The 18,110-nt window shown below is 60.6% G+C and carries 18 protein-coding genes and 1 other RNA gene; 15 read left to right on the forward strand and 4 right to left on the reverse strand.

What is annotated here, in order from left to right; all coding sequences use genetic code 11:
• Positions 1 to 68: 68 nt before the first annotated feature.
• Positions 69 to 887, reverse strand: coding sequence for a glycerophosphodiester phosphodiesterase family protein (locus ACTQ33_RS14650; RefSeq protein ID WP_441465280.1), 819 nt, complete (start codon positions 885 to 887; stop codon positions 69 to 71).
• 125 nt (positions 888 to 1,012) lie between these two features.
• Between ACTQ33_RS14650 and mutY the strand changes: the two genes are divergently transcribed.
• Positions 1,013 to 2,047: an A/G-specific adenine glycosylase gene (gene mutY, locus ACTQ33_RS14655; protein ID WP_441465281.1), complete on the forward strand. Its 1,035-nt coding sequence runs from the start codon at positions 1,013 to 1,015 to the stop codon at positions 2,045 to 2,047.
• Here the strand turns inward: mutY and ACTQ33_RS14660 are convergent.
• Positions 2,029 to 3,060: a DUF4349 domain-containing protein gene (locus ACTQ33_RS14660; RefSeq protein WP_441465282.1), complete on the reverse strand. Its 1,032-nt coding sequence runs from the start codon at positions 3,058 to 3,060 to the stop codon at positions 2,029 to 2,031. The genes mutY and ACTQ33_RS14660 overlap by 19 nt on opposite strands.
• A 136-nt stretch (positions 3,061 to 3,196) precedes the next feature.
• Here ACTQ33_RS14660 and ACTQ33_RS14665 point away from each other — a divergent pair, with 136 nt between their 5' ends.
• Both ACTQ33_RS14665 and ACTQ33_RS14670 read left to right on the forward strand, forming a co-directional pair.
• The gene (locus ACTQ33_RS14665) at positions 3,197 to 3,586 is read left to right on the forward strand and encodes a VOC family protein (protein WP_441465283.1); all 390 of its coding nucleotides are present in this window, start codon (positions 3,197 to 3,199) and stop codon (positions 3,584 to 3,586) included.
• Between the two features lie 66 nt (positions 3,587 to 3,652).
• Entirely contained in the window at positions 3,653 to 4,525 is an 873-nt protein-coding gene (locus ACTQ33_RS14670) for a DegV family protein (protein ID WP_441465284.1), read from the forward strand.
• A 313-nt stretch (positions 4,526 to 4,838) separates the two neighbouring features.
• On the opposite strand, the gene ACTQ33_RS14675 is transcribed toward ACTQ33_RS14670, so the two are convergent.
• The gene (locus ACTQ33_RS14675; protein WP_441465285.1) at positions 4,839 to 6,032 is read right to left on the reverse strand and encodes an acetate/propionate family kinase; all 1,194 of its coding nucleotides are present in this window, start codon (positions 6,030 to 6,032) and stop codon (positions 4,839 to 4,841) included.
• 148 nt (positions 6,033 to 6,180) lie between these two features.
• On the opposite strand from ACTQ33_RS14675, the gene ACTQ33_RS14680 reads away from it, so the two are divergent.
• The 12 genes from ACTQ33_RS14680 to recR all read left to right on the forward strand — a co-directional run bounded on the left by ACTQ33_RS14680 (position 6,181) and on the right by recR (position 17,215).
• Positions 6,181 to 7,353 (forward strand): tRNA(Met) cytidine acetate ligase, encoded by a 1,173-nt coding sequence (locus tag ACTQ33_RS14680; RefSeq protein ID WP_441465286.1) that lies wholly within the window; start codon positions 6,181 to 6,183, stop codon positions 7,351 to 7,353.
• 100 nt (positions 7,354 to 7,453) lie between these two features.
• Complete coding sequence (gene rpmE, locus ACTQ33_RS14685; protein ID WP_441465287.1) at positions 7,454 to 7,654, forward strand: 50S ribosomal protein L31; 201 nt, start codon at positions 7,454 to 7,456, stop codon at positions 7,652 to 7,654.
• Between the two features lie 92 nt (positions 7,655 to 7,746).
• Positions 7,747 to 9,015 (forward strand): GTPase HflX, encoded by a 1,269-nt coding sequence (gene hflX, locus ACTQ33_RS14690; protein ID WP_441465288.1) that lies wholly within the window; start codon positions 7,747 to 7,749, stop codon positions 9,013 to 9,015.
• A complete protein-coding gene (locus ACTQ33_RS14695; protein ID WP_441465289.1) occupies positions 9,012 to 9,644 on the forward strand; it encodes a YigZ family protein in 633 nt (210 codons plus the stop codon). The genes hflX and ACTQ33_RS14695 overlap by 4 nt, the downstream gene beginning before the upstream one ends.
• Before the next feature lie 82 nt (positions 9,645 to 9,726).
• Positions 9,727 to 10,743: a deoxyguanosinetriphosphate triphosphohydrolase gene (locus tag ACTQ33_RS14700; protein ID WP_441465290.1), complete on the forward strand. Its 1,017-nt coding sequence runs from the start codon at positions 9,727 to 9,729 to the stop codon at positions 10,741 to 10,743.
• A gap of 36 nt (positions 10,744 to 10,779) precedes the next feature.
• Positions 10,780 to 12,534 carry a DNA primase gene (gene dnaG, locus ACTQ33_RS14705; protein ID WP_441465291.1) on the forward strand — a complete coding sequence of 585 codons (1,755 nt, stop codon included), beginning with the start codon at positions 10,780 to 10,782 and terminating at the stop codon, positions 12,532 to 12,534.
• On the forward strand, positions 12,531 to 13,682 hold the full coding sequence (gene rpoD, locus ACTQ33_RS14710; RefSeq protein ID WP_441465292.1) for an RNA polymerase sigma factor RpoD: 1,152 nt from the start codon (positions 12,531 to 12,533) through the stop codon (positions 13,680 to 13,682). Before dnaG ends, rpoD begins: the two co-directional genes overlap by 4 nt.
• A 124-nt stretch (positions 13,683 to 13,806) precedes the next feature.
• A complete protein-coding gene (locus tag ACTQ33_RS14715) occupies positions 13,807 to 14,025 on the forward strand; it encodes an acyl carrier protein (RefSeq protein WP_441465293.1) in 219 nt (72 codons plus the stop codon).
• A gap of 74 nt (positions 14,026 to 14,099) precedes the next feature.
• An RNA gene (gene ffs, locus ACTQ33_RS14720) (signal recognition particle sRNA large type) lies at positions 14,100 to 14,365 on the forward strand.
• A 258-nt stretch (positions 14,366 to 14,623) separates the two neighbouring features.
• Positions 14,624 to 16,225, forward strand: coding sequence for a DNA polymerase III subunit gamma/tau (gene dnaX / locus ACTQ33_RS14725; RefSeq protein WP_441465294.1), 1,602 nt, complete (start codon positions 14,624 to 14,626; stop codon positions 16,223 to 16,225).
• 41 nt (positions 16,226 to 16,266) lie between these two features.
• On the forward strand, positions 16,267 to 16,614 hold the full coding sequence (locus ACTQ33_RS14730) for a YbaB/EbfC family nucleoid-associated protein (RefSeq protein ID WP_441465295.1): 348 nt from the start codon (positions 16,267 to 16,269) through the stop codon (positions 16,612 to 16,614).
• A gap of 1 nt (position 16,615) precedes the next feature.
• Positions 16,616 to 17,215, forward strand: a complete 600-nt coding sequence (gene recR / locus ACTQ33_RS14735; protein WP_441465296.1) for a recombination mediator RecR — start codon at positions 16,616 to 16,618, stop codon at positions 17,213 to 17,215.
• A gap of 44 nt (positions 17,216 to 17,259) precedes the next feature.
• Here the strand turns inward: recR and ACTQ33_RS14740 are convergent, their stop codons facing one another.
• Positions 17,260 to 17,856 (reverse strand): sugar O-acetyltransferase, encoded by a 597-nt coding sequence (locus tag ACTQ33_RS14740; RefSeq protein ID WP_441465297.1) that lies wholly within the window; start codon positions 17,854 to 17,856, stop codon positions 17,260 to 17,262.
• Positions 17,857 to 18,110 lie beyond the last annotated feature (254 nt).

Raw genomic sequence — 18,110 nt, forward strand, 5'->3', positions numbered from 1 at the left:
TCTATTTGTAGATTAACACCAGAGCATCCGCATATAATTCAATCATCAATCATAATGATACCGATACTTTATTGGGGGAGAAATCCCTCGAAAATGATGGTTGCCCCGTCGTCTTCGGCCTGCTTCTGCTGCTGTGCGTCGGTGATGGTCCAACTGAACTCCTGGACTCGGTACAGCTTCCGGCACAGCCGCAGACTGGGATTCCGGCGGTCCCGATAACGATAGGCGATGAAATCCGGTTTGGACAGCCAATTCAACAGCAGATTCCCAGCCAGAAAGCCCAGGAGCGGGTGAACGTTCTTGTCGCCAGAAAACTTCTTCGACAACTGGCCCCGGATGCAGTCGGGACGGCGCAGCCGCAGAACGTACAGCGCCCAGGGGTCGAAGCACTCCACACAGTAATCGCCGGTGTAACCCTCCAACGCCGCGCACAGGGCATCCACCAGCTGAACGCTGTTTCGTGCAACTTTCATTTCGATGACCAGGGGTTGACGGCCTGCAAACAGGGGCAGCACCTGTTCCAGAAAGGGTATGGGTTCCTCCGTGCCCCGCAGCCGCAGGCCGGACAGCTCCGCCGCCGTCATCTCCTCCACCTGCCGCGCCACACCGCACAGCCGGGTCAAGTCGCTGTCGTGAATCACGGCCAGACGGCCGTCCCGCGTCAAATGTACGTCCAGTTCCGCGCCGTAGCCCAGCTCGGCGGCCCGGCGAAAGGCCGTCAGGGAATTTTCCGGAATGCTCGCCGCATCGTCGTGGAGTCCCCGATGGGCATAGCGGTACTGGGTCAGCAGGGGCCAACGGCGCAGCCGCCGCTTGCACCGCAACAGCAGCAGATACAGAAGAAACAGGGCCAAAAGCCCATAGAACAAACCGGAAAAAACCGCCATACAGCGTACCCATCCTTTAAAAATAAAAAAGGTCTTGTCATACCAAGCCAGTCTGTATTATACTCCATGCTGTGCAAAAAGGATATAGGAAATCTGTTAAGATTTGGTTTGGATAGGAGGCGTCCATGGAAGAACGATTTGCAAAGCTGGCCCAGGTGCTGCCCGACTGGTACCAGTCCCACCGGCGGGACCTGCCCTGGCGGCGGGACCGGGAGCCGTACCACGTCTGGCTGTCGGAGATCATGCTGCAACAGACCCGTGTGGAAGCGGTCAAGGGGTACTATCTGCGGTTTCTCGACGCCTTGCCCACGGTGGACGCCCTGGCCCATGCGGAGCCGGACCTGCTCCACAAGCTGTGGGAGGGCCTTGGGTATTATACCCGGGTGCGGAACCTCCAGAAAGCCGCCCGGCAAATTCTCGAGGACCACGGCGGCGTCTTTCCCACCGATCACAGGGAAGTCCTGTCCCTGGCGGGTATCGGAGACTATACGGCAGGGGCCATCTGCTCCATCTGCTTTGAACAGCCCACCCCGGCGGTGGACGGGAATGTATTACGGGTAACGTCCCGGGTGGACGCCTGTTATGACCCCATCACCGACGCCAAAACGAAAAAGGCCGTGGCATCCCGGTTGGCCGCCGTCTATCCGGCGGGCCGCTGCGGCGACTTCACCCAGAGCCTTATGGAGCTGGGGGCCACGGTCTGCGGCCCCAACGGCGCGCCCCATTGCGATGTCTGCCCCTGCCGGAACTTCTGCCGGGCCTATGCAACGGGCTGTCAGATGGAGTTACCGGTGAAAGCGGCCAAAAAGGAACGACGGGTGGAGGAAAAAACGGTGTTTCTGATGCGGTGCGGCGATCAATATGCCGTGGCCCGCCGTCCGGAGACGGGCCTGCTGGCGGGTCTGTGGGCCTTTCCCCATGTGGACGGCAAACAAAGCCCCCAGGCGGCGCTGGATCAGGCGGCCGCCTGGGGTGTGCATCCCAAAGAGTTATTGAAAATCGTGGAGAAATCCCACATCTTTACCCATGTCCGGTGGGACATGACCGGGGTCTATCTGACCTGCGGCCAACCGGCGGGGCCGTTCCGATGGGTCACGGCGGAGGAAATCCGGGAGGAAGTGGGACTGCCTACGGCGTTCCGTCAGTTCTGGGAGGACTGATCGCCGTCGCCCTTGTCCACCGGGGGCAGCCGGTTCCCGCGGCGCTTGCGGCGGACGCGGCGGACCACCACCACAATTACAACCACGATGACGGCCAGCAGCAGCAACGCGGGCAGGGAATAGAGGATACCGATGAACAGGTCCTCCATGGTGCGGGTGAAATTGGACCAGCCGCCGGAAAGGGCGTCGGACACCCGTTGGCCGAAGGTCCGCTGGACCGATGCTGTGGGCGTGTAGACGGCCACCTCATAGAGGGACAGGGTAATGGTGGAGTAGTCCACCTGGTTCTGCATGTTGCGGAGATTGCGTTCGATGGACTCGATTTCGTACCGGACCTCCGACAATCGTGCTTCCAGCGTCACCAGGGTATCCACATCGGCGGCCTGGGCTAGCAGCTCCAAAAGCCGCTGCTCCTGGACCTCCAGGGACGCCTGGCGGGCCTCCTGGTCGATGAACTGGGAGGTGACGTTCTGGGCGTCCTCGGTGGTGCTGATGACATTGCCGATGGAGCCGGTCCGGTCCAGGGCCTCCCGGAACCGGTCGGCGGGGATGCGGATGGTGTAGTAGGCGGCGCGGTCGGTGATCTGCACGGCCCCGTCGCTGCCGTACCGGCTGTTGCCGCTGACGTTGGCGCTTTCGGCAAAGCCGCCCAGGTCGGTGATCATCTGGTCCAGGGCGTCCAGCGCCTTGTCAAATTCCAGCGTCTCCACGGTGACGTCGGCGCTGTAGATGATCTTCTGTTCGGACAGGTCCGGCTGGGCCGATGTGGAGCCGCCGGCCTCACCGCTGTCGGTGGTTTCCGTGGTTTCCATGGTTTCTGCCGGGGCTTCCGGCGCGGCTTCCGTGGTGGTGCTCATGTCCATGCCCATGCCGTTTTCCATGGCGGCGGAGCCGGTGCTCTGGGCGGAGTCGGTGGCGACGGCGTCGCTGCTCTTGGCGCCGCAGGCCGCTAGGGTGGAGAGCATCAACAGGACAGACAGGAAGCGGGCAAGAAAGCGAGATTGCTTTTTCATGGATCATATCTCCTTTCGGTGGATTTGGTCGTTCACCTCTTCAGACGGAAAATGCCGGCGGACGTTGCAGCCGCCGGAAAATTTTTTGCATCTTTTACCCATTTGTAGTATACTTGGCCCATAGGAGGGATGCGACATGAATACATCCAATATCACCGGATTGCAGCACATCGGTATGCCGGTGAAAAACATCGACAACACCATCCGTTTTTATGAGGGACTGGGTTTTTCCGTCATCCACCGCACGGCTACGCCGGAGGGGGTGCCGGTGATTTTTCTGAAGCTGGCCAGCTGCGTGCTGGAGTGCTGGCAGGACGACAACACCGTGGGCAAGGCCGGCGCCATCGACCACATCGCCCTGGACGCGGTCAACATTGAGGAACTGTATGCGGATGTGAAAAACGCCGGGTATCCCATCACCACCAACGGCATCGAGTCCCTGCCGTTCTGGGACAAGGGCATCCGGTTTTTCAAGACCGAAGGCCCCGACGGCGAGAGCATTGAGTTCTGTGAAATCTGCCGTTGAAAAACCCCATGCCCCAGGGCATACTATGATCAAGAGACACAACAACTAAAGGAACGAGGTGGCGCTATGGCCGATTTTAAGATTCTTACCGATTCCTGCGGCGACCTGTCGCCGGCGCTGATCACCCAGCTGGAACTGGATGTGTTCCCCATGCTGTTCCATCTGGGCGGCAAGGACTACCAGAACTACCCCGATGACCGGGAGCTGTCCAACCGGGTGTTTTATGACAATCTGCGGGACGGACAGGTGGCCACCACCGTGGCTGTCAATCCGGCCCAGTGGAGCGAACTGGCCCGGCCCCATCTGGAGGCGGGCAAGGACATTCTGATTCTGGCCTTTTCCTCGGGACTGAGCACCACCTATCAGTCGGCCTGCCTGGCGGCGGAGGAGCTGCGGGAGGAATTTCCGGACCGGAAAATCGAAGCGGTGGATAGCCTGTGCGCGTCCATGGGCGAGGGACTGTTCTGCTACCATGTGGCCCGGAAGCGGCAGAGCGGCGCGACGCTGGAAGAGACGAAGGAGTACGCCTTGTCCATCCGTTTGCAGCTGTGCCATTGGTTCACGGTGGACGATTTGTATTTTCTCAAGCGGGGCGGCCGCGTGTCCTCCACGGCGGCGCTGGTGGGTACCATGCTGCAAATCAAACCGGTGCTCCATGTGGATGATGAGGGCCATCTGATTCCCGTGGCCAAGGTCCGGGGCAGAAAGGCGGCGCTGAATCAGCTGGTCAAGGAGATGGAGGCCACGGCCACGGACCCGGAGAATCAGACGGTGTTCATCAGTCATGGCGACTGTGTTGAGGACGCCCAGTACGTGAAAAAGCTGATTCAGGAGAAGCTGGGGACGCGGAATATTATTCTCAATCCCATTGGACCGGTCATCGGCGCCCATTCCGGCCCCGGTACGGTAGCCCTGTTCTTCCTGGGCTCCAAACGCTGAACTGCCCAAAAATTAAAAGTTTTACTCGATTTTTTTTCCAAAAATCGCGGAGACCAGAGGCGCTGCCTCTGGTCGCTGGCCGCAGCCAGCGAAATTCCCGCGCCGCGCACGGTGCGAAACACCCGCCCGCCGCAGTGGGCGAAATCCCCCATCGTCCCAAAGCGCCATCCGCAGATGGCGCAATCCCCACGGCGTCAGCCGTAAGGCCGCCGTCCCCACCCCAAGGCGGGTGGTGGACGGCGGCCTTTTTTCATGCGGTGGTCCAAAAAAGAGGCGTGCCGCATTTGCGGCACACCCCCAAAAACACTTTGAATTACTTGCCCTCGACAAGAGCAGCGGTGTCCATGGCAATCATCAGTTCCTCGTTGGTGGGGATGACGAAGACCTTAACCTTGGAATCGGGGCCGGAAACCTCCAGCTCCTGACCACGCTTGCTGTTCTTCTCCTCGTCGATGGTGATGCCCAGGTAGCTCAGCTGCCGGCACAGAGCGGCGCGCAGGCCGGCGTCGTTCTCGCCCACACCGGCGGTGAACACGATGGCGTCCACACCGCCCATGGCGGCAACGTAAGCGCCGATGCTCTTGCAGACCTCGTAGCGGAACTTCTCCAGAGCCAGAGCGGCACGCTCATTGCCCTCCTCGGCGGCCTTCTCCAGGTCGCGGAAGTCGGAGGAAACGCCGGAAATACCCAGAACGCCGGACTTCTTGTTCAGAATGTTCAGCATCTCCTTGATGTCGTAGCCATAACGGCCCATCAGGTACTCCAGGATGGTGGCGTCGATGTCGCCGCAGCGGGTGCCCATGGGAACGCCGGCGAGGGGGCCAAGGCCCATGGTGGTGTCCACACACTTGCCGTCCACGCAGGCGGACAGGGAAGAACCGTTGCCCAGGTGGCAGCAGACAATGCGGCTGTGCTCCGGATTGCCCAGCATGTCGATGGCACGGGCGGAGACGAAGCGGTGAGAGGTGCCGTGGAAGCCGTAGCGGCGGACGTCGTCCTTCTCATAGTACTCATAGGGGATGGCGTAGGTGTAAGCCTTGGCAGGCATGGTCATGTGGAACGCGGTGTCGAACACGGCCACCTGCTTGGTGTTGGGCATGATCTTCTGGCAGGCCCGGATGCCCATGAGGTTGGCGGGGTTGTGGAGGGGACCCAGAGGAATGCACTTCTCAATGGCGGCAATGCAGGCGTCGTCGATGATGCAGCTCTCGGTGAAGGCCATACCGCCGTGGAGGACGCGGTGGCCCACAGCCTCGATCTCATCGACGGACTTGATAACACCGTACTGGGGGTCCACCATGATATCCAGAACCGCCTGGATGGCCTCGCCGTGGGTGGGCATGGCGATGTCGCGGGTCACGTTGTCGCGGCCGGGGACCTTGTGGGTCAGACGGCCGTCGATGCCGATGCGCTCGCACAGGCCCTTGGCATAGACGTCGCCGGTAACAGAATCCATGAACTGATACTTCAGGGAAGAACTGCCGGCATTGATAACCAGAATCTTCATTGGTGTCACATCTCCTAAAACTAATGTTTTCTTTTGCGTGAGTTTGTGCTAAACTCTTACATACCATTTAGTATTCTACAATACGTTTTGGAAATACACAAGGGCATTTTCCTGTTTTTTCATCGGATTTTTTTATAGGAGGCGAACTATGGCGGCGGTTGTGGCCATTGTCTGTGAATACAATCCCCTGCACCGGGGCCATGCCCGGCAGCTGCGGCTGGTGCGGCAGGCGTTCGGCGCCGACGCCGCCATTGTCTGCATTATGAGCGGCAACTTCGTCCAGCGGGGAGAACCGGCGGTCTACGATAAATATGTAAGAGCCAGGGCCGCCGTGGCCTGTGGGGCCAGCCTGGTCCTGGAGCTGCCCCTGACGGCGGCGCTTTCCTCGGCGGAGGGGTTTGCCGACGGCGCTGTGGCCGTGGCCGACGGGCTGGGCTGCGTGGACGCCCTCTGTTTCGGCAGCGAGGACGGAGAGACGGCGGCGCTGCTGGAGACGGCAAAGCGCCTGCTGGACCCGGCCATGAATGACCTGCTGCGGCGGGAACTGGACCGGGGCTTGTCCTATGCCGCCGCCCGGACAGCGGCCCTGGAGGCATTGGGGGGACGGGGGGAGTTGCTGCGGCGGCCCAACGACATTCTGGCCATTGAATATTGTAAGGCCATTGTGAAGCGGGGCAGCGCCATGACGCCCCATGCCGTCCACCGCCCCGGCGGCTACCACGATACGGCGCCCCATCCCGACCATCCATCGGCCACGGCATTGCGGGGACTGCTGGCGGCGGGGGAGGATCTTGCGCCGTATATCCCGGCGGCGGCGGCACCCATTTTCCGGGATGCGGTGTGCCACGATCTGGCCCATGGAGAACGGGCCGTTCTGGCCCGGCTGCGGGGGATGGAATACGACGACTTCCGGACAGTGCCCTACGGCTCCGAGGGACTGTGGAGCAAATTGGCCCGGGCCTGCAAGACGGAGTCCACGGTGGCGGGGATTTTAAATGGCGTCAAATCCAAACGGTACGCCTACAGCCGGATTCAGCGGATGGTGTTGTGCGCCTATCTGGGGCTGACGGCGGAGGATTTAAAGGGGCCTGCGCCCTATGCAAGAGTGCTGGCCTTTGACGACCGGGGGCGGCAGGTGCTGCGCAAGGCCCGGAAGACGGGGACCTTGCCCCTGTGCAACGCCGGGTCCACGCCGCCGGACCGAGACTATTATAAAATAGAGTGCCGGGCCGCCGACCTGTACAGCCTGTTCGCTGCGTCGGAGGAATGGCCCGTGGGCGGGGAGGAACGGGGCAGAATCTGGTACGAAAAAAGATTGTAAAAAACACTTGCAAAACGGGAATACTTGTGCTATCATAGCTAGGCATGACAAGATAAGGGCTGTATGTCCTTTTACGATTATCCAGAAAGAGGTGAACAAAATGAAGGAAGGTATCCATCCCAACTACGAGCAGACGACGATTCGTTGCGCTTGCGGTGCAGTGATCGAGACAGGTTCTACCAAGCAGGACATCAAGGTTGAAATCTGCTCCAAGTGTCACCCTTTCTATACCGGCAAGCAGAAGCTGGTTGACACTGGTGGACGCGTTGAGCGCTTCAACAAGAAGTTCGGCCTCAAGTAATCCGCACCCAAAGCCCGCACCGATTCGGTGCGGGCTTTTTTGAATTTTACGACAAAAAACCTCGGAAAAAACTCCCATAAAGGAGGTATTTTATGCTGAAATCTGAACAGGCTGCCATCGAGAAAGCGGTCCTGGTGGGTCTCAACGCCGACGTATTCCCCAAGGAGGAGACGGCCACCGACGCCACCCTCGACGAGCTGGAAGCGCTGCTGGAAACGGCCAGCGGCCAGTGTACCGCCAAGGTGCTCCAAAACCGCCACACCCCCGACCCCCACAGCTTCATCGGCGAGGGCAAGGTGGACGAGGTCAAACAGCTCCTGGAGACCACCGAGGCCACCATGGCAATTTTCGACAACGACCTGTCTCCGTCCCAGAACCGGGCCTTGGAAAAACTCCTGGGCGTCACGGTTCTGGACCGCAGCGCCTTGATTCTCGATATCTTTGCCCAACGGGCCAAGACGAAAGAGGGCCGCTTGCAGGTGGAGCTGGCCCAATATAAATATCTGCTGCCCCGACTGGCCGGTATGTGGACCCACCTGGAGCGCCAGGAGGGCGCCATCGGCTCCCGCGGCCCCGGTGAAACCCAGCTGGAGACGGACCGACGCATCATCCGCAGCCGCATCACCCGACTGGAACAGGAATTGAAAGAGGTCCGCAAGGTCCGGGCCGTCCAGCGGGAGCGGCGGCAGAAAAACGCCGTCCCTGTGGTGGCTCTGGTGGGTTACACCAACGCCGGAAAATCGACCCTTTTGAACTGTGTCACCGGTGCGGGCATCCCCGGCAACAACCGCCTGTTTGACACCCTGGACACCACCACGCGGCGGCTTCAGGTGTCCGACACGCTGGAAGTTTTGCTGTCCGACACCGTTGGATTCATCGCCAAGCTGCCCCACCATCTGGTGGAGGCATTCAAGGCCACGCTGGAGGAATTGGAGTACGCCGACCTGCTGATTCACGTCATTGACGCGTCGGACCCCAACCGGGACGACCACATTGCGGTGGTGGAACGGCTTATTGCCCAGTTGGCAAAGCCCGGCACGCCGGTCATCGAGTGCTACAATAAAGCCGATTTGGCCGACCCGGACTTGCTGCCCCGCGGTGAGAACCGGATTCCCCTCTGCGCCAAGACCGGCGAGGGCGTGGAGGCCCTGTTAAAACTCATTGAAAAGAATCTCAACCGGGGATTGCACCATGTGAAACTGCTGCTGCCCTACAGCATGGGCGGTCAGCTGGACACGCTGCACACCCAGGCCCGGGTGTTGAATGTGGACTATGCAGGGGAGGGAATTCTGGTGGAGGCCATCTGCGACGAAGCCCTCTACGGCAGATTGCGCCAATACGTCCAGGAGGAGGGCCTATGACGCCGGAGTATTTTGTGCCGACCCAGCAGGCGCAATCGGAGTTTGTGGAGAAACGCTCCCGTTTCATTACCGATGTGTTCCCCGTGGAGACGGAGGAGGAAGCACGGGCGCTTCTGGAAACCGTGCGGAAGAAGCACCATGATGCCCGCCATCACTGCTGGTGCTACCGGTTAAAGGAGGGGGGCGTGGAGCGCTACTCCGACGACGGCGAGCCCCAGGGCACCGCCGGTCAGCCCATGCTCAACGTCTACCAGCGGGAGAACGTGACGAACGTCCTCTGCGTCGTGACACGGTACTTCGGCGGCATTCTTCTGGGGGCCGGAGGACTGACCCGAGCCTATGCCAAGGGGGCCAAGGATGGACTGGACGCGGCGGGCATCTCCGTCAAACGGCTGTGGAAGCTGGTGGATGTGCCCTGCCCCTACCGGCTCTATGAGCGCGTCAAGCTCCTGGTGGAAGCCCAGGGCGGCGTTATCACCGACACCGAGTACGGCGCCGACGTGATTTTGAAAGCCATGTTCGCCCAGGACGTGTTGGAACCGTTTCAGGCGGAATTGACGGAACTGACCAACGGCGGTATCGAAGCCGCCGTCACCGGCGAGGAATTCCGGGCGTTTCCTGTGCGCTGACGAAATCTTTACAAAATTTTCACAAATTTGACAGAGGATTTGGGAAAGGAATTGCGTATATACTAAATAGGTGGTGTTGTGTATGGAGGAAGAAACCATTCGCCAGGGATTGGAGCGGGAGGAGCTGGAACGGCTGGCGCCCACGGCGGCCAAGGCCTGCGAGACGAAAGGCCGTCTGCGTCCCGGTACGAAAGAATCGGCGGTGCGCACCTGTTACCAGCGGGACAACGACCGGATTCTCCACTGTAAGGCGTTCCGGCGGCTCATGCACAAGACCCAGGTCTTTCTCAAGCCCGAGGGGGACCACTACCGCACCCGCATGACCCACACGTTGGAGGTGGCCCGCATCGCCCGGACGGCGGCCCGGGGCCTGCGGCTCAATGAGGATTTGACCGAGGCCATCGCCATGGGCCACGATCTGGGCCATACGCCCTTCGGCCACGCCGGGGAGCGGGCCTTGAGCGAGGTTTTAGGGAAACCCTTCCACCATAACGAGCAATCCCTGCGGGTGGTGGATCTGCTGGAAAAGGACGGCGACGGCCTGAACCTGACCTATGAGACCCGCATGGGCATTTTGGGCCACACCGGCCCGAGAATCCCCGAGACCCAGGAGGGGCAGATCGTCCGGTTTGCCGACCGCATTGCCTACATCAATCATGATATCGACGACGCCATTCGGGCCGGGATTCTGACAGAGGCGGACATTCCCCGCCATCTGCGGGCGGTGTTGGGCCATTCCCACAAGGGACGCATCAACTTTTTGGTGGAAAACCTTATCTGCACCACATCGGATACGGGTCTGGTGGGGTTGGAGCCGCCGGTGGCCGACGCCATGAACGAGCTGCGGTCTTTTATGTTTGAGCGGGTCTACTGCAACCCCGTGGCCAAAAGTCAGGAGGACAAGGCACGGGCCATTTTGCAGCAGTTGTACCACTACTATATGGCCCATCCCGACCGGCTGCCGGAGCATTTCCGGCCCCAGATGGATTTTGACGGCATGGAGCGCACCGTCTGCGACTACATCGCCGGTATGACCGATAAATATGCCATTGACCAGTTTTCAGAACTGTTTATTCCCCAGGGCTGGCAGGTCCGCTGACCGCTGTCCCCAGTTTGTACATAGGAGGTGGAATCCATGGCCTTTTCTCCGGCGTTTCTTGACGAGCTGGCCGCCCGCAATCCCATCGAGGAGGTGGTGGGCCAGTATGTGAACCTGACCCGCAAGGGGTCCAACCTCTTCGGCCTGTGTCCCTTCCACTCCGAAAAGACGGCCTCCTTTTCCGTGGCCCCGGACAAACAGATTTTCTATTGCTTCGGCTGCCACAAGGGCGGCGGCGTGGTCCAGTTTATCATGGAACAGGAAAATCTCGATTTTCCCGACGCCGTCCGATACCTGGCTAAACGGGCTGGTATGGAGGTCCCCGACGACCGGGCCGCCGGGTCCGGCTACAAGCGTCAGGAGCGGCTGCGGGAGCTGTGCCGTCAGGCGGCCCGGTATTTTCGGGAACAGCTCTTTTCCCCGGCGGGCACGCCGGGCCAGCAGTATATTATGAAACGGGCCCTGTCCCGCCAGACCGTCACCCGCTTCGGCCTGGGCTACGCCCCGGAGGGGTGGTCCAATCTCATCGACGCCATGACGGCCCAGGGCTACTCCAAGGAGGAGCTGCTGGAGGTGGGATTGGTGGTCCGCTCCCAAAAGGGCGGATTGTACGACCGGTTCCGCAACCGGGTCATGTTTCCCATCATCGACGTCCGGGGCAACGTCATCGGCTTCGGCGGCCGGGTCCTGGACGATTCTACGCCGAAATACTTAAATTCGCCGGAATCGGTGATTTTCAACAAACGGAAGAATCTTTTTGCCCTAAACGTGGCAAAAAAGAGTAAGCAGGGCCGCATCATCCTGACCGAGGGTTATATGGACGCCATCGCATTGCATCAGTACGGCTTCGACTGCGCCGTGGCGTCTCTCGGCACCAGCCTGACGGAGGAACACGCCAACCTGCTGGCAAAGTACACGAAACAGGTGGTTATCACCTACGACGGCGACGAGGCCGGACAGAACGCCACCCGGCGGGCCATCGACCTGCTGGAAAAGACCGGCGTCCAGGTGAAGGTGTTGCGGATGCAGGGGGCCAAGGACCCGGACGAATTTTTGAAAAAATTCGGTCCCGACCGGTTCCGGCTCCTGTTGGAGCAGTCGGAAAACCACGTCCTCTACCGGCTGGACAGTCTGCGGCGCAGATACGACCTCCAAGCCGATGACCAGCGGGTGGAATTTCTCAAACAGGCTGCCTATCTGGTGGCCTCCCTGCCCAACGCCGTGGAGCGGGAAATCTACGGGGCCAAGGCCGCCCAGATGGGTGGCATCTCCGAAGAGGCCATGAAGCTGGAGACGGAGAAGGCCGCCAAACAGCTGCGCAGCCGCCAGAAGAAACAGTGGGACCAGAAAGCGCTGGCCCCTGCCGCCGCAGCCCAGCCCGGCGTCCGGGAAATCCGGTATGACAACGTCCGCTCGGCCAGGGCCGAGGAGGGGGTCTTGCAGCTGGTCCTCAAGGAGCCGGCCCTGCTGGACCGGTGTCCCGAAGCGGTGTCCCAGCGGTTTTCCTCGCCGCTGCTGGCAAAGGTCCTGGACCTGCTGCGGCAGCAGTACGAGGAAGGGCTGACGGTGCAGCTGGGAGCCTTGGGCGACCGGCTGACGGCCCAGGAGATGAGCCATCTGACGGCGGTGGCCCAAAAGGGCGACGTACTGGTGAACGAACAGGCGTTGGACGACTATCTATCGGTCATCGACGAGGAATATGAAAAGGCCCATGTGGCCGACACAGAGGACCTGCTGGCCATGGGACAGCGGCTCCGCCGGAAAAAGGGTTTTGGAGGGACAGAACAATGACAGATTCCGTACAGAAGCAGCCCCTGCAGGAGCTGACCCCCGAGCAGCGCAAGAAAATCGACGCCCTGATGGAGCAGGGAAAGGCAGCGGGCAAACTGTCCTCCAAGGTACTCATTGACACACTGGACGCCATGGGCGCCGATGATGAGCTGTCGGACCGGATTTATGAGCAGTTGGAGAACGCTGGCATCGAGATCGACGTCAGCGACGTCATGGAGGTTCTGGGCAAACCCCTGGAGCTGACGCCCACGGAGGAGGAGCTGCGAAACACCGCCGACGAGGTGGTGGTGGAGGACCCCAACGCACTGGCCGAGACCTTCAAGATGGACGACCCCATGCGGATGTACCTGAAGGAGATCGGCAAAATTCCCCTGCTGACGCCGGAGAAGGAGCTGGAGCTGGCCAAGCGCATGGCCGATGGCGATGAAGACGCCCGCCACCAGATGGCCGAAGCCAATCTGCGTTTGGTGGTGTCCATCGCCAAGCGGTATGTGGGCCGGGGGATGCAGCTGCTGGATTTGATCCAGGAGGGCAATATGGGGCTGATTAAGGCTGTGGAGAAGTTCGACTATACCAAGGGCTATAAATTCTCCACCTATGCCACCTGGTGGATTCGCCAGTCCATCAGCCGGGCCATTGCCGACCAGGCCCGGACCATTCGGATTCCGGTCCATATGGTGGAGACCATCAACAAGGTCCTGCGGACGGCCCATGCCATGGTCCAGGACCTGGGCCGGGACCCCACCGCCGACGAGATCGCCAAGAAGATGGACATGCCGGTGGAAAAGGTGGCCGAGATTCTCAAAATGGCCCAGGAGCCTGTGTCGCTGGAGACGCCGGTGGGCGAGGAGGACGACAGCCATCTGGGCGATTTCATCCAGGACCAGAAAATTGCCGAGCCCGCCGAGGCGGCCTCGTTCAACCTGCTCCACGAGCAGCTGGAAAAGCTGCTGGAAGGGCTGTCGCCCCGGGAGGCCACGGTGCTGCGGATGCGCTTCGGCCTGGTGGACGGTCGCCCCTATACGCTGGAAGAGGTGGGCAAGGAATTCAACGTCACCCGGGAGCGGATTCGGCAGATCGAATCCAAGGCCCTGCGGAAGCTGCGCCATCCGTCCCGGTCCAAGCTGCTGCGAGACTTTTTAAATTGAAAACATTTTGTAATCTTTTCCCTTGACAATCGGGAAAAAATCCGTATGATAATCTGTGACTGTTCCGCACTGGCCGTGGGGCCGTGCGTATTGAAACGAAACTGAAATTTCGGAGGAATACAACATGTTTGAGAAAATCGCCGCATATCTGGCAAAGCAGATGGACATTTCCGTGGACGACATCCACAAGGACACCACCTTTGAGTCCCTGGGCATCGACTCCCTGGACATGGTCGAAATGGTCATGGACCTGGAGGAAGAGCTGGGCGTGGAGCTGGAGACCGAGGAGAAGCTGACCACCGTCGGCGAACTGGCCGATTTCGCCGAGAGCAAGGCCGGTTAAAATTCACAGTTGCCAAATGGGGCAGCTTGTTGTAAAATTAAACGTATGTCACACGCCATCGGCCTGTGACAAGGTCGCACTAGTCGGGGAGTTAGCGGTGCCCTGTCACCCGCAATCCGCTGCAGCGGGGATGAATTCCCGGCCGAGGGTGTGCACTGTATCGTCTGACCCATGCAAGTGGTGATGAGGAGCCGGTCTTACGCAACGAGAACCCGTGAACCATGTCAGGCGGGGAACCGAGCAGCATTAAGCGGACCTTCTCGTGTGCCGTGAGGTAGCCGTTTCTGAGCCGGCTGTATGGGTTACGGATATAGCGCATGATTCAAAGTCGGGTGTGCGATCTTGTCACGGGCCGATGCTTTTCGGGCAGGGCCTTGCCGCCGGGACAGCGGCGCGCGACGGCCCTTTGACCCCACAAATGCGCTGTGGGTTCTTGAAATACACAAAGTATTCCTGCGAACCCACATCTTTTTGTGGTGCCAAATTGCTCGCCGGGCGCTCTTGTCCCGGCGGCGCGGACCTGCCTGTGTTTAATTTATTAACATTCCTGTGTCTGTGGGAATCCAATGTGTGTGACAACAAATGAGGAGGCGAAGGGATGTACCAGGCGTTGTATCGAAAATACCGGCCCCAGACCTTCGACGATGTGGTGGGGCAGCGGAGCATCACCGAGACGCTGAAAAATCAGCTGATTACGGGACGGCTCAGCCATGCCTACCTGTTCACCGGCACCAGAGGTACCGGTAAGACCTCCTGCGCCAAAATTCTGGCCAAGGCCGTCAACTGCGAGAATTTGCAGGACGGCAACCCCTGCAACTGTTGCGCCGCCTGCCGGAGCATCGATTCCGGCGGCTGTATGGACGTGTTGGAAATCGACGCCGCTTCCAACAACGGTGTCGATAACGTCCGAACCCTGCGGGAGGACGCGGTTTATACACCATCGGAAGTGCGCCGCCGCGTCTATATCATCGACGAGGTCCACATGCTGTCCATGGCGGCTTTCAACGCCCTGCTGAAGATCATTGAGGAGCCGCCGGAGCACCTGGTGTTCATCCTGGCAACCACGGAACTCCACAAGGTCCCGGCCACCATCCTGTCCCGCTGCCAGCGGTATTCGTTCCGGCGGCTTTTGCCGGAGGACATCGGCGGACGGCTCAACTATGTGGCCTATCAGGAGGGCATTGCCATTGAGCCGGAGGCCGTTTCTCTGCTGGCCCGGCTGGCCGACGGCGGTCTCCGCGACGGTTTGAGCCTGCTGGATCAGTGCGCCTCCGCCACGGCGGGAACGCTGACGGCGGAGGGGGTCTATCAGTGCCTGGGACTGGCGGGAGACCGCAAGACGGCGGCCCTGATGGAGGCCATTGCCCGGGGCGACACGCCGGCGGCTTTGGAGATTTTCTCCGACCTCTACGCAGGCGGCAAGGACGTAGCCGCCATGACCGGGGAACTGTCGTCTCTGGCCCGGGACCTGCTGATCCTCAAGACAGCGCCCCGCAGCGGTATGTCCATGCTGTCTGGCGTCTGCACCGATCAGGAATTGGCGGGATTACAGGAGCTGTTGTCGGCAGGGGCGCTGCTGCGTATTACCAACCGATTGCAGGAGACGGCGGCGGGATTTGCCCGCAGCGCCGACCGGCGGCTGGACATGGAATTGTGTCTGGTGGAGCTGTGCGCGCCGGAGCTGCAACTGGATGTGCAGTCCCTCAACGCCCGCCTGTCCAAGCTGGAGGAAGCCGTGTCCAGCGGAAAAGTGGTGGTCCAGGCCGTGGCCGCGCCGCAGCAGAGCGCACCGGCGCAGCCGGTACAGCCGCAGCCCATGGGGCCCCAGCAGCCACCACCGGTGCAGCCATCCCAACAGCCGCCCAACGGCGGGGAATTGCCTGTCGGATTCTGGACAGACCTCATGCAGACGGTGCTGCCCCAGGTACAGCCGGGGCATCGCAGCTTTTTGGCCCGACAGGTGAAGCCTCAGCTGCAAGGGGACACGCTGCTGTTGCTGGCGGACAGCGGCTTCGGCAAACAAGTGCTGGATCAACCGGCGTACCTGCAAGCCATCCGGGAACGGGCGGCGGCGCTGCTGGGACGGCCGGTGGCAGTGAAGCTGGCCGTACAGGGGCCGGGGAGCGTAGACGGAGCCGACGGCTTCGGCCGCATCGCGGACTTTGGACGGCAGCATCCAGATATAGTTGAATTCAAATGACGGCATTTCGATGCCAAACTTAGAAAAGGAGCGATTTTATCATGGCGAAAGGCGGATTTCGCGGTATGTCCATGGGCGGTATGTCCATGATCAAGCAGGCCCAGAAGATGCAGCAGGAGCTGCTGAAGATGCAGGAGGAGATGGAGACCAAGGAGTACACCGCCACGGCCGGCGGCGGCATGGTTTCCGCTACTGTCAACGGCAAGCACCAGGTGCTGGCCCTGTCCATCAAGCCCGAGGCTGTGGACCCCGAGGACGTGGAGATGCTCCAGGACATGATCCTGGCCGCCATCAACGAGGCCACCCGCATGGGCGAGGAGGCCACCTCCGCCGCCGTTTCCAAGATGACCGGCGGCATGAACCTGGGCGCCCTCAGCGGCCTGCTGTAAGATGCGCTACTTTCCCGCTGCCCTGGAACGGCTGACGGAGCAGTTTGCCCGTCTGCCGGGCATCGGCGGCAAAAGCGCCCAGCGTCTGGCGTTTCATGTGCTGAGTATGGATGACGCGGCGGCAGCGGAGTTTGCCGCCGCCATCACCGACGCCAAGGCCACGGTGAAGACGTGTCCCATCTGTCAGAACCTGACGGACCAGGAGCAGTGCTCCATCTGTGCGGACGAGGAGCGGGACCACGGACAGATCTGTGTGGTGGCCGAACCCAAGGATGTCATTGCCATGGAACGGGCCCGGGAATACCGTGGCGTGTACCATGTGCTCCACGGCGTCCTGTCGCCCCTGAACCATGTGGGGCCTGACGATCTGCGCATCAAGGAGCTGCTGGCCCGGGTGGCTGATGGTTCGGTGCGGGAGGTCATCATGGCCACCAACCCCGATACGGAGGGCGAGGCCACAGCCATGTATTTGTCGCGGCTCCTGCGTCCCATGGGCGTGCAGGTGACGCGGCTGGCCTACGGCATTCCCATGGGCTCCCAGCTGGAGTACGCCGACGAGGTGACGTTGCTGCGGGCGCTGGAAGGCCGCCAGGAGATTTAAAGAAAAACGGACGAATCCCGCTTGGGGAATTCGTCCGTTTTTTGCTATCTGGGGTATTCCGGCGTCTCATAGCGGCGCTTGTCCGCCTCAGTGATGGGCCGCACCACCCGGCAGGGGTTGCCGACGGCCAGAACACCGGCGGGGATGTCGTGGGTGACGACGCTGCCCGCGCCGATGACCGTGCCGCTGCCAATGGTGACGCCGGGCAGGACCCGGACGCCGCCGCCAAACCAAACGTTGTCGCCCACGGTAATGGGGTAGGCGGCTTCCAGTTTGGCGTTGCGCCGTTTCACGTCCAGCGGATGCAGCGCCGTGTAGAAACCGCACTGGGGGGCGATAAAGACATTGTGGCCGAAGGTGATTTTTCCAGGGTCCACAAAGACGCAGTTGTTGTTGACAAAGAAATTGTCCCCGGCCTCGATGTTGAAGCCGAAGCCGCAGAAGAGCGTAGGCTCCACATAGGGATTCTTGCCCAGCTTGCCGAAAATCTGCCGCAGCAGCTGTTCCCGGCGGGAGAGATCGGAGGGGCGGGTGTGGTTGAACTCATAACAGAGATCGGCACAGCGATGGTGGGCGTCGGCCCGTTCCGGCGTGGTGGTGTCGTAGAGCAGACCAGCGTCGCATTTTTCACGTTCCGTCATAAAGGGAACCTCCTTGCGCAATACTACTGTTGAGTATACCATAAGGCGTCAAGGAGTGCTTTGGGAGAGACGCATAAAAGACAAGGAAAAAAATTGTCGAAAAAATCGAAAAAAGGTGTTGACATTTACAGTATGGTCTGATATTATATGCAAGCGCTTGAGGGACAGCGGTTCCGATGAAAGCGGCCAGTAAGAACTCCGAAAAAACTTTGAAAAAAGTTCTTGACAAACGAGTTCCTCTGTGGTAAGATAAA

The sequence above is a fragment of the Candidatus Avoscillospira sp. LCP25S3_F1 genome (assembly GCF_052117125.1).
GTDB lineage: Bacteria > Bacillota > Clostridia > Oscillospirales > Oscillospiraceae > Avoscillospira_A.